Origin of the sequence: Sphingomonas sp. 1185 (genome assembly GCF_040544655.1) — a bacterium.
Classification (GTDB): domain Bacteria; phylum Pseudomonadota; class Alphaproteobacteria; order Sphingomonadales; family Sphingomonadaceae; genus Sphingomonas.
Genome location: NZ_JBEPKL010000053.1, coordinates 1 through 9,603, shown reverse-complemented (window position 1 = coordinate 9,603; position 9,603 = coordinate 1). Strand labels below are relative to the sequence as shown.

The following is a 9,603-nucleotide window of genomic DNA, read 5'->3' as shown; positions in this document are numbered from 1 at the left end:
CTCAGTTCGCCGTCATCTTCGGCGAGCGTTTCATCCGGGCCATGGCGGCGTAATGTTCATCCGCCCGCCCGCACACGAAATTCCTGACACTCCCTTCAGCCTGAGCGAAGTCGAAGGCTAGGAGAATCACCCCGCCGTCAGCAGCCCATGGTTCTTCTTGCCCGACGACAGCTTCACCGGCTCGCCGCCGACCGCGATGACGGCATTCTCGTCCGCCACCTTCTCGCCATCGATACGCGCGCCGCCGCCCGCGATCAGGCGGCGTGCCTCGCCCTTGGACTTGGCGAAGCCCAGGCCGATTAGCGCGTCGACAATCGTGACCGATCCGCCCGAAACCGCAAAGCTCGGCAAGGCCGCACCCGCCGCGCCTTCCTCGAAGGTCCGCCGCGCCGTCTCCGCCGCTTCGTCCGCCGCCGCGCGGCCCCGGCACATGGCGGTGGCTTCGTTGGCGAGGATCTTCTTCGCCTCGTTGATCTCCGCGCCTTCCAGCTTTTCCAGCCGGGCGATCTCGTCGAGCGGCAGGTCGGTGAACAGCCGCAGGAAGCGGCCCACGTCACGGTCGTCGGTGTTGCGCCAGAACTGCCAGTAGTCGAAGTGCGGCAGCTGGTCCTCGTGCAGCCAGACCGCACCGGCCATGGTCTTGCCCATCTTGCCGCCATCCGCCGTGGTGATCAGCGGGGTGGTCACGCCGAACACCTCGGTCCCGTCCATGCGGCGGGCCAGCTCGATGCCGTTGACGATATTGCCCCACTGGTCCGACCCGCCCATCTGGAGGCGGCAGCCATGACGCTGCGCCAGTTCGCGGAAGTCGTACGCCTGGAGGATCATGTAGTTGAATTCGAGGAAGCTGAGCGACTGTTCGCGGTCGAGCCGCAGCTTCACCGAGTCGAACGACAGCATCCGGTTGACCGAGAAATGCTGCCCCACTTCGCGCAGGAAGGGGATGTATTCCAGCTTGTCGAGCCAGTCGGCATTGTCGACCATCACCGCGTCGGTCGGCCCGTCGCCAAAGGTCAGGAAGCGTTCGAATATGCGCTTGATCGAGGCGACATTGTCCTTGATCCCGTCCTCGCCGAGCAGCTTGCGCGCCTCGTCCTTGAAGCTGGGGTCGCCGATCTTGCCGGTGCCGCCGCCCATCAGCACGATCGGCTTGTGGCCGGTCTGCTGCATCCGGCGCAGCAGCATGATCTGCACCAGGCTGCCCACATGCAGCGACGGCGCGGTGGGGTCGAAGCCGATATAGCCGGGCACCACCCCCGACGCCGCCAGCTTGTCCAGCGCGGCGGCATCGGTCATCTGGTGGACGTAACCCCGTTCATCCAGGGTGCGAAGCAGATCGGACGTGTATGCCATAGGGCTGGCTCGTTACACCGCCGATCCGCATTCGTCACCCTCCGACGAAGGGCTTAACGACAGAGCGTCCGGCCATTCTGGCGGACATAGCGGCAGGGGCGATAACCGCGACCGTTATAATCGGTATAGTCGCCCTGCGAGCGCGGATCGACATAGCCGGGGGTGCGGCGGGCCCGGTCCATCTCGCGCTGGACGCGTGCCTCGCGACGGCCGCGCCAGTCGTCACCCCGCCAGCCGCGATCGTCGCGCCAGCCACGGCGTTCGCCGCGCCGGTCGTCCCGCCAGTCCCGCCGATCGTCGCGGCGCCACTCGGCCCGGTCGCGGTCGCGATCCCGGCGCGGCCCGTCATCGCGCCAGGACTGGGCCTGCGCGTTGGAGAGCGGCAGCGCGGTCGTGGTCGCGACACCCGCCACCGACAGGCCCATCATGGCCAGCATCCTGAACATCTTCTTCATACGCCAACTCCCGGGGGCAACGGCCCCATGTCGTTTTCAACCTATGACAGGTCGTGGCGTTCCGAATCCTGAACCGGCCGTTAGGCAGCGTTCAGGATTCGGATAACAGGGGTCAGCGTCCGGGCAATTGGCTCAGCGGGTCGACCGGGGCGCGCCCGCGCCGCAGCTCGAAATGCAGCTCGGGCCGTTCGGCAAAGCCGCTCTGCCCCGACAGCGCCAGCGTCTGCCCGCGCTTCACGCTCTGCCCGCGCTGGACGAGCAGCTTGGAGGCATGGCCATAGACACTGGTCCAGCCGCCGCCATGCTTGACGATGACCAGCCCGCCCAGCGCGGCGATGCCGTCACCGACATAGGCGACCACGCCGTCCGCGGTCGCCTTGATCGGCGTGCCGGCGGGCACCGCGATCTTGATCCCGTCATTGCGCTCGCCGCTGGGCCCCGCGCCGAAGCGTTTGACGACGCGGCCCTCGACCGGCCAGGCGAAGCCCGAGCTGAGCCGCGCGGGCGCCGCCACCACGGCGGTCGGCGGCAGGACGCGGCGCGGCGTCGGGCTGGGCCGGGCGGGGGCCTGGTTGCTCGCCAGCGCGGGCTCGCCGCCGGTCAGGATGTCGTCGACGTCCAGGGTGAAGGCGGCGGCGCGCTCGGCCGCGCTGCTGAGCGGCGCGCTGACCGGATTGCCGGGGATCAGGATGCGCTGCCCGGCGCGCAGGACATAGGGCTCGGCAAAGGCGTTGGCCTCGACGATCCGCGACCAGGGCACGCCGTAAGCGCGCGCGATCGCGATGCCGCTTTCGCCGGGGCGGACGAGGTGGAAGCGCCCGGCGGGGATGATCAGCTTCTGGCCGGTGCGGATCACATAGGGCGGGGGCAGGCCGTTGGCGCGCGCGATCGCCTCGGTCCCCGCGCCGGTCCGGTCGCCCACGACGCGCAGCGTGTCGCCCGGCTTGACGATATAGGTCGACCCCTCGATCACCTGCGCATCGGGCGTGACCGGATGGAGTTCCCAGCTGGGACGCGGCGCAGGCGGCGAGGGCGCGTGCGCCTGCACCGGGGGCGGCACGGGCCGGACCGGCGTTGATGCGACGGGTGGGCGAGGGGCCGGGCGGACCGGCACCGATCGCCGGATCGGCGGCCGCGTGCTGGTCGCATGGGGGGGCACGGTCGCGGTCGGGCGGACCGGAACAGGCTGGCGCGACGGCAGCGGGCGAACCTCGACGGCAGGGGGCTGGGCTGCTGGCTGGGCGACGGGCGGGGCGGGGCCGACCGGCGGCTCCATGTTCGGGATGCAGCCCGACAGTAACAGGCCGATTCCGACCACGCTCCCCGATAGTCTCAAACTCCGATCCACGCCCCGTTTCCCCCCAGGCACTGTGTCAGCGATATGCCGCGTCGAGCATAGCAAGCGATGTTCGATGCGTCAGATCAAGATGAAGCGGCGTGACCGCGATATGATCGTCCGCGATCGCGTCCAAATCGGTATCGTCCCCCGGCTGGTGCGGCAGGCGGCCCAGCGCCAGCCAGTAATAGTCATAGCCGCGCGGATCGCTGCGCCGCTCCAGCCTGGCGCGGCCATAGTCGCGCAGGCCCTGGCGGGTGGCGCGGATGCCCTTCACCGCCTCGGGTTCGACCGGCGGGAAATTGACGTTGACCAGCGTGCGCGGCCCGAAATCACGGGTCAGCAGCGGCCGGAGCACCCGCTCGCCCCACGCCTCGGCGGTGGCGAAGGACACCGCATCGCCCTTGCCCTGATGCGGATAGCGCTGGCTGAGCGCGATCGAGCGGATACCCGCCAGCGCGCCCTCCATCGCGGCGGCGACCGTCCCGGAATAGAGCACGTCCTCCCCCAGATTGGCGCCGCGATTGACCCCCGACAGGATCAGGTCGGGCTTATGATCCGCCATCACCTCGCCCAGCGCCATCAGCACCGAGTCGGTCGGTGTCCCCGTCACCGCGAAGCGCCGCTCGCCGAACTGGCGCAGTCGCATCGGCCGGGTCAGGGTCAGCGAGCGGCTGGTTCCCGACTGGTCCTCGGCGGGCGCGACGATCCAGACATCGTCGGACAAGGTCGCCGCGATCCGCTCCAAGGCGGCGAGCCCCGGCGCGTGATAGCCGTCGTCGTTGGTCAGCAGGATGCGCATCAGCGCGGCTCCAGCACCGCCTGTCCGCCGAGATAGGGGCGAAGCGCCTCGGGAACCACGACCGAGCCGTCGGCCTGCTGGTAATTCTCGATCACCGCGACCAGCGTCCGACCGACCGCCAGCCCCGAGCCGTTGAGCGTGTGGACGAAGCGCGTGCCCTTGCCCTCGGTCGGGCGATAGCGTGCCATCATCCGACGCGCCTGGAAATCGGTGCAGGTCGAGCAGGACGAAATCTCGCGATACCGCGCCTGTCCGGGCAGCCAGACCTCCAGGTCATAGGTGCGCGCCGCCGAGAAGCCCATGTCCCCGGTGCACAGCAGCATCCGGCGATAGGGCAGGCCCAGCGCCTCCAGCACCCCCTCGGCCGCCGCCGTCATCCGCTCATGCTCGGCATCCGACTGGTCGGGGGTGGTGATCGACACCATCTCGACCTTGTCGAACTGGTGCTGGCGGATCAGCCCGCGCGTGTCGCGCCCCGCCGCCCCCGCTTCCGAGCGGAAGCACGGGGTCAGCGCGGTGAAGCGCAGCGGCAGCTCCGCTTCGCTCAGGATCGCCTCGCGCACGATATTGGTCAGCGACACCTCGGCGGTCGGGATCAGCCAGCGGCCGTCGGTGGTGCGGAACAGGTCCTCGGCGAATTTGGGCAGCTGGCCGGTGCCGAACGCGGCCTCGTCGCGGACGAGCAGCGGTGGCTGGACCAGCTCGAAGCCGTGCTGCTCGGTCATCCGGTCGAGCATGAACTGGCCGAGCGCGCGCGACAGCCGCGCCATGGGACCGCGCAGCAGCGTGAAGCGCGCGCCCGACAGCGCCACGCCGGTCTCGAAATCCATGCCCAGCGCGGGCGCGATCGCGTCATGCTCGCGCGCCTCGAAGGCGAAGCTGGTGGGCTCGCCCTTCTGGTGGACCAGCGCATTGTCATTCTCGTCCGCGCCCTGCGGCACGTCGGCGGCGGGCAGGTTGGGGATGGCGGCGAGCGCGGTGTTCAGCTCCGCCTCGACGGCGCGTTCCTGCTCCTCCAGCTCGGGCAGCTTCGCCTTCAGCGCCGCGACCTCGTCCATCAGCGCCTGGGCCCGCGCCTCGTCGCGCGCCGCCTTGGCCTGGCCGATCTGCTTGGACAGGTCGTTGCGGCGGGTCTGCGCGGCTTGCGCCTCGGCGATGATCGCGCGGCGGCGCTCGTCGATCGCGATCAGCGAGTCGGCCAGGGGGGCGGCGCCCCGCTTGGCGAGTGCGGCGTCAAAGGCGGCGGGGTCGGCCCCGATCAGGCGAATGTCGTGCATGGGGCGGAGGCTATGGCCCCGGCTCCGCCGTCACGCAACCCGTGGCGACGCGTCCGCGTTAACCTTGCTGCGCAATCAAGGAGAGACGCGATGCAGGTGCCGCATAACAGTTTCGTACTGGTCGTCGATGGTCGCAAGAGCCTGTTCTTCCGCAACGAGGGGGATGCCGAATATCCCAATCTGAAGGTCGAGCATGCCGTGGAGCATCCCAATCCCGCCGATCGCGACCAGAAGACCGACCGCGCGGGCTCGGCCTCCTCGACCCAGAGCGGCCCCGGCGCGCCCGCCATCGCGCAGGGCGGATCGAACCAGGCCGGTGGCGGGGGACAGGGCGCGCAGTTCGCCGCCTCGCGCGGGTCGATGGGCGAAACCGACTATCACCAGCAGGAGGAGGATCGCTTCGCGGCGGAGACCGCCGACATGCTGAAGCGCCGCGCGCTGGCCAATGAGTTCGAATCGCTGATCGTGGTCGCGCCGCCCAAGACGTTGGGCGAGCTGCGCAAACATTATCACAAGGAAGTCAGCGACCGGCTGGTCGGCGAACTGGCCAAGGACCTGACCGGCCATCCGGTGCCGGAGATCGAGGCCGCGCTGCAAAAGGCGTAACCGACCGTCCCCGGCGGCGGCGCGGCTCAGCCCGCTTTGGCGGCCAGCCGTCGCCGGATGACCAGCGCCGCCGCCGCGCTGCCGAAGAGCAGGATCATCGGCGGTGCGGGCACCGGCGTATAGGGTGGCTTGCCGTTGCCCGACGACGAGGCGCTGCTGGCCGACGAGGCGCTGGACGCGGACGACGCGCTCGAGGCCGAGGAAGCGGAGCTGGCCGACGAACCGTTCGAGGACCAGCCGTTGCTGCTCGACGCATAGCCCCCGGACGATGCCGACGAGGCGGAGGATGCCGAGGACGCGCTCGATGCGCTCGACGTCGACGAACTGACATTGCCCGACGAGGAACTGGTCGACGAGACATTGCCGCTAGACGACGTGCTGGACACGTTACCCGACGAGGACGTGCTGGACACGTTTCCGGACGACGAGGTGCTGCTGACCCCGCCGGTGGAGGTGGACGAGGAGGACCCGCCCGAGCCACCCGAACCGCCCGAGGCCGAGGAAGTGGAGGTCGACCCGCCGCTGCTGGTCGACGAGATCACGATGTTGCCGCTCGATCCGCCGCCGCCAAAGCCCCCGCCAAAGCCGAAGCCGCCGCCAAAGCCGCCGCCCCAACCGCCGCCGCCGCCCCAGCCGCCGATCACCGCCGGGACATAGCCGCCGCCGGACGTGACCGCCGGACCGGCATCGGGCAGGGGGACGGGGATCGGCGGCGCCTGGGTCGTGACGGTCACGATGGTCGGCGGCGGCGTGGTGGTGGTGACGGTGCGACGGGTGACGATGCGACGCGGCGGCGCCTTGGGCCGGCGATGGACGATCCGCTTCTTCACCTTGGTCTGCTTGACCAGCGGCGGCCGCTTGGGACTTTCGACCATGTGGACGGCGCCGCCGCCGATCACGGCGCCACCAGCGGCACATGCCGTCAGCTTCGCCAAGGCCATTCGCACTGACATCCACAATTCCTCAAACGGCACAATATGGCGGCATCCGGTTCTCCCGACCGTCCGCACGGCTTTTGCACCCTATCCTGTCATCATAGTGACCAACAAAGGCTTAAGCTCCAAGCCTCTTGTGCCCGGCCACGTTCAGTTATGGGATTCGCGGGCATGTCGTGCCGGGCCTGTCCGCCGGTTGGTTGGCGCTAGGGCCGTCCGATCGCCCTGTCACACTGTGCCCGTATTTTCGATGTTCGGGTCTGGAAAATCCTTTGCAATCGATGGTTTCGTGCATCTCGCGTTAAGTTTGCAACTTTATTATAGAAATTCGAACTTCGATGAAATGCCGGTCGCTTGCGGCAGACGGTGGCACCGACTATAGGCGCTCTCGACCATCAGGGGGCGGCCCCGGGGACGCGGTGCGGGGTGTCGCACCGACGGGCCCTTTGGGAGAGTGGTATGGCGACGGTGTTTAATCACGTGACGGACTCCACAGGCCCGGATGTGGCCAACGATCTCGACGAAAATTATCGTCCCAGCGCGGACGAGCCGTTCATGAGCCTGAAGCAACAGGCCTATTTCCGGCGCAAGCTGATCGATTGGAAGGAATCGATCCAGCGCGAGGCGCAGGGAACCCTGTCGCAGCTTCAGGTGGATTCGCTGCGCGAACCCGATCTGACCGATCGCGCATCGAGCGAAACCGACTGGTCGATCGAGCTGCGCACCCGCGATCGCCAGCGCAAGCTGATCTCCAAGATCGACGCCGCGCTGCGACGGATCGACGAGGGCGAATATGGCTATTGCGAAGTGACCGGCGAGCCCATCAGCCTGGGCCGCCTGGAGGCGCGGCCCATCGCGACCATGACGGTCGAGGCGCAGGAACGGCATGAGCGCAACGAAAAGGTCTCGCGCGACGATTGAGCCGTGATGGCGGCCCCCGCTTCTCTTGCGGAGTTGGGGCCGTTCGGGCGGTGGGCGCGGGCGTATCCAGCCGGTTTGTCGCATTAACGGCTTGGCAATCGGCATGCGGTTATCGCATGACGGCGCGAGAGACATACGGGCGCCACGGGCATCGACAGGGACGCGATGGCCGTACGCCTGACAGCAGGGCTGACATGGCGGAAGACGAACTGGACGAAGGCCACCGCAACGGACGTCGCGATAGCCTGTTGCTGATGGCGGCGATGACGCTGGGCGACGATCCGGCGACGCGCGAAGTCCGGGTACGCAACATCTCCGAGGGCGGCTTGATGGCCGAACTGCCGGTCGCGGTGGAGATCGGTACGCCGATCCAATTCGACCTACGCGGTATCGGCCTGGTCGCGGGGCGGGTCGCCTGGTGCACCCAGGGGCGGGTCGGGGTGGCCTTCGACCGGCCGATCGATCCGAAGCTGGTCCGCAAGCCGGTCGGCGGCGGCACCTCGACGCCGGAATATGCCAAGCCCAACATGGCCGGGCGGACCCGACCCTTTACCTATTGAGCGTTGGGTGACGGGCGGTGGCGGGACGCCTCCGGGCGTCGGGCTCGGCGATGATCGCCATGGCCTATCGTGACGGCGCGGTCGGTGCGCCGAAAGGGCCGCGGCGGGTCGGCATGACCCGCGCGGCCGGTCAGGGTTACAGGCCTTGTATCTCTTCCTTCAGCCTCAGCTTCTGTTTCTTGAGATCCGCCAGGATCATCGCGTCCGGCACGGGGCGTTGCGTCTCGGCACTGATTCGCCGGTCCAGCGTCGCGTGCTTGGTCTCCAGGGCCGTTTGATGCGCCGTATGCATAGGGCTTCAACCTCCTGATCCATTGCTTTGGGGCAGGAAGTAAAACACCAAAACGCGCGTCTGTCCCCCCTCAATTTCGTCAGAATCGACCAAGCGAGCCGATCCGTGCGACGATGCGAAGGCCTCTCGCGCGCATCGCCCGGCCTTGCTAGAGGTGGGGCGGATCGACGCGCAACCCTGCGTCGGTCGCGTCGAAAAAGGGGGCAGGATGGACGTCACGCTGGCACGCGCGCGCATCGACATGTTGCGTGTCGAGCATCGCGATCTCGACGATGCGATTTCGGCCCTGTTGCAATCCGCCACCCCCGACCAGTTGCAGATCGCGCGCCTGAAGAAGCGCAAGCTGCGGCTGCGCGACGAACTGGCCGAGCTGGAGGATCGCCTGATCCCCGACATCATCGCCTGACCGCATCGTAACGGGACAAGGGGCCGGATTTCCGGGGCTTGTCCGATTCTTGGCGGTCGTGCGAGCGATGGCGCCATGCTTTGTGCGGCGTTCCGGTCCCAGTTCCAGTCACGGCTGATCGACAGCCTTTATGCCGAGGCGATGCTGCTGGCCGAATCGGCGCGCGGCTATTTCGACGAGGCGGGGCGCGACGAACGCGGCACACTCGACCCGATCGCGCGCGTCGCCTTTTCCTGCGAGTCGCTCAAGGTGACGACACGGCTGATGCACGTCATCGCCTGGGTCCTGACCCAGCGCGCGGTCGAGGCGGGGGAGATCAGCTGGTCGCAGGCGCGCGAGCCCGTCCGGCGGCTGGGCGCGTCGCCCGAGTCGGAGGATGCGGTCGTGGCCAGCCTGCCGACCCGCGCGCGGATGCTGATCCATGCCAGCCTCGACCTCCACCGGCGGCTGGACCGGCTCGACCAGATGGCGGACGAAGAGCCCCCCGCGACCAGCCCGGTCGGCGCCCTGCACGCCCGGCTGGACCGTGCCTTCTAGGCGGATCGGCATTCAGTGTTGCGTCTTCTTCCCTCTCCCCTGGACAGGGGAGAGGGTTAGCGGAGCTTGCCAGCCTGCTGGCTAGCGCAGCTTGGGTGAGGGGTTGAGCGAGCCCAAAGGCTC

12 protein-coding genes are annotated in these 9,603 nt (G+C 68.5%); 5 read left to right on the top strand and 7 right to left on the bottom strand.

The features are described 5' to 3' along the window. Positions 1 to 126 precede the first annotated feature (126 nt). The 5 genes from tyrS to serS all read right to left on the bottom strand — a co-directional run bounded on the left by tyrS (position 127) and on the right by serS (position 5,223). Positions 127 to 1,353 carry a tyrosine--tRNA ligase gene (gene tyrS / locus ABIC44_RS19425; RefSeq protein WP_354297060.1) on the bottom strand — a complete coding sequence of 409 codons (1,227 nt, stop codon included), beginning with the start codon at positions 1,351 to 1,353 and terminating at the stop codon, positions 127 to 129. A 53-nt stretch (positions 1,354 to 1,406) separates the two neighbouring features. Further along, positions 1,407 to 1,808, bottom strand: a complete 402-nt coding sequence (locus tag ABIC44_RS19420) for a hypothetical protein (RefSeq protein WP_354297058.1) — start codon at positions 1,806 to 1,808, stop codon at positions 1,407 to 1,409. Between the two features lie 112 nt (positions 1,809 to 1,920). Next, complete coding sequence (locus tag ABIC44_RS19415; RefSeq protein ID WP_354297057.1) at positions 1,921 to 3,126, bottom strand: peptidoglycan DD-metalloendopeptidase family protein; 1,206 nt, start codon at positions 3,124 to 3,126, stop codon at positions 1,921 to 1,923. A 55-nt stretch (positions 3,127 to 3,181) separates the two neighbouring features. Continuing rightward, on the bottom strand, positions 3,182 to 3,946 hold the full coding sequence (gene surE, locus ABIC44_RS19410; protein ID WP_354297056.1) for a 5'/3'-nucleotidase SurE: 765 nt from the start codon (positions 3,944 to 3,946) through the stop codon (positions 3,182 to 3,184). Then, positions 3,946 to 5,223 carry a serine--tRNA ligase gene (serS, locus tag ABIC44_RS19405; RefSeq protein WP_309701978.1) on the bottom strand — a complete coding sequence of 426 codons (1,278 nt, stop codon included), beginning with the start codon at positions 5,221 to 5,223 and terminating at the stop codon, positions 3,946 to 3,948. The genes surE and serS overlap by 1 nt, the downstream gene beginning before the upstream one ends. 90 nt (positions 5,224 to 5,313) lie before the next feature. Here serS and ABIC44_RS19400 point away from each other — a divergent pair, with 90 nt between their 5' ends. Then, positions 5,314 to 5,829: a host attachment family protein gene (locus tag ABIC44_RS19400; protein ID WP_309701980.1), complete on the top strand. Its 516-nt coding sequence runs from the start codon at positions 5,314 to 5,316 to the stop codon at positions 5,827 to 5,829. A 26-nt stretch (positions 5,830 to 5,855) separates the two neighbouring features. On the opposite strand, the gene ABIC44_RS19395 is transcribed toward ABIC44_RS19400, so the two are convergent. After that, complete coding sequence (locus ABIC44_RS19395) at positions 5,856 to 6,782, bottom strand: PEP-CTERM sorting domain-containing protein (RefSeq protein ID WP_354297055.1); 927 nt, start codon at positions 6,780 to 6,782, stop codon at positions 5,856 to 5,858. Positions 6,783 to 7,223: 441 nt separating this feature from the next. On the opposite strand from ABIC44_RS19395, the gene dksA reads away from it, so the two are divergent. Together dksA and ABIC44_RS19385 are read left to right on the top strand one after the other, a co-directional pair. Continuing rightward, positions 7,224 to 7,685: an RNA polymerase-binding protein DksA gene (gene dksA / locus ABIC44_RS19390; RefSeq protein ID WP_307099566.1), complete on the top strand. Its 462-nt coding sequence runs from the start codon at positions 7,224 to 7,226 to the stop codon at positions 7,683 to 7,685. 194 nt (positions 7,686 to 7,879) lie between these two features. Further along, entirely contained in the window at positions 7,880 to 8,245 is a 366-nt protein-coding gene (locus tag ABIC44_RS19385) for a PilZ domain-containing protein (protein WP_307099564.1), read from the top strand. Between the two features lie 136 nt (positions 8,246 to 8,381). Here ABIC44_RS19385 and ABIC44_RS19380 read toward each other — a convergent pair whose 3' ends face one another. Next, on the bottom strand, positions 8,382 to 8,537 hold the full coding sequence (locus ABIC44_RS19380) for a YdcH family protein (RefSeq protein WP_307099562.1): 156 nt from the start codon (positions 8,535 to 8,537) through the stop codon (positions 8,382 to 8,384). 208 nt (positions 8,538 to 8,745) lie between these two features. Here ABIC44_RS19380 and ABIC44_RS19375 point away from each other — a divergent pair, with 208 nt between their 5' ends. Together ABIC44_RS19375 and ABIC44_RS19370 are read left to right on the top strand one after the other, a co-directional pair. Further along, positions 8,746 to 8,943 (top strand): YdcH family protein, encoded by a 198-nt coding sequence (locus ABIC44_RS19375; protein WP_307099560.1) that lies wholly within the window; start codon positions 8,746 to 8,748, stop codon positions 8,941 to 8,943. Between the two features lie 75 nt (positions 8,944 to 9,018). Continuing rightward, the gene (locus ABIC44_RS19370; RefSeq protein WP_354297054.1) at positions 9,019 to 9,480 is read left to right on the top strand and encodes a DUF1465 family protein; all 462 of its coding nucleotides are present in this window, start codon (positions 9,019 to 9,021) and stop codon (positions 9,478 to 9,480) included. Positions 9,481 to 9,603: the final 123 nt, after the last annotated feature.

What these genes read in the sequence shown, in the direction of transcription:
- ABIC44_RS19420 (WP_354297058.1), bottom strand. Translation starts at nt 1,808, where the DNA reads ATGAAGAAGATGTTCAGGATGCTGGCCATGATGGGCCTGTCGGTGGCG.
- ABIC44_RS19370 (WP_354297054.1), top strand. Translation starts at nt 9,019, where the DNA reads ATGCTTTGTGCGGCGTTCCGGTCCCAGTTCCAGTCACGGCTGATCGAC.
- dksA (WP_307099566.1), top strand. Translation starts at nt 7,224, where the DNA reads ATGGCGACGGTGTTTAATCACGTGACGGACTCCACAGGCCCGGATGTG.
- surE (WP_354297056.1), bottom strand. Translation starts at nt 3,946, where the DNA reads ATGCGCATCCTGCTGACCAACGACGACGGCTATCACGCGCCGGGGCTC.
- ABIC44_RS19375 (WP_307099560.1), top strand. Translation starts at nt 8,746, where the DNA reads ATGGACGTCACGCTGGCACGCGCGCGCATCGACATGTTGCGTGTCGAG.
- tyrS (WP_354297060.1), bottom strand. Translation starts at nt 1,353, where the DNA reads ATGGCATACACGTCCGATCTGCTTCGCACCCTGGATGAACGGGGTTAC.
- ABIC44_RS19385 (WP_307099564.1), top strand. Translation starts at nt 7,880, where the DNA reads ATGGCGGAAGACGAACTGGACGAAGGCCACCGCAACGGACGTCGCGAT.
- ABIC44_RS19395 (WP_354297055.1), bottom strand. Translation starts at nt 6,782, where the DNA reads ATGTCAGTGCGAATGGCCTTGGCGAAGCTGACGGCATGTGCCGCTGGT.
- serS (WP_309701978.1), bottom strand. Translation starts at nt 5,223, where the DNA reads ATGCACGACATTCGCCTGATCGGGGCCGACCCCGCCGCCTTTGACGCC.
- ABIC44_RS19400 (WP_309701980.1), top strand. Translation starts at nt 5,314, where the DNA reads ATGCAGGTGCCGCATAACAGTTTCGTACTGGTCGTCGATGGTCGCAAG.
- ABIC44_RS19380 (WP_307099562.1), bottom strand. Translation starts at nt 8,537, where the DNA reads ATGCATACGGCGCATCAAACGGCCCTGGAGACCAAGCACGCGACGCTG.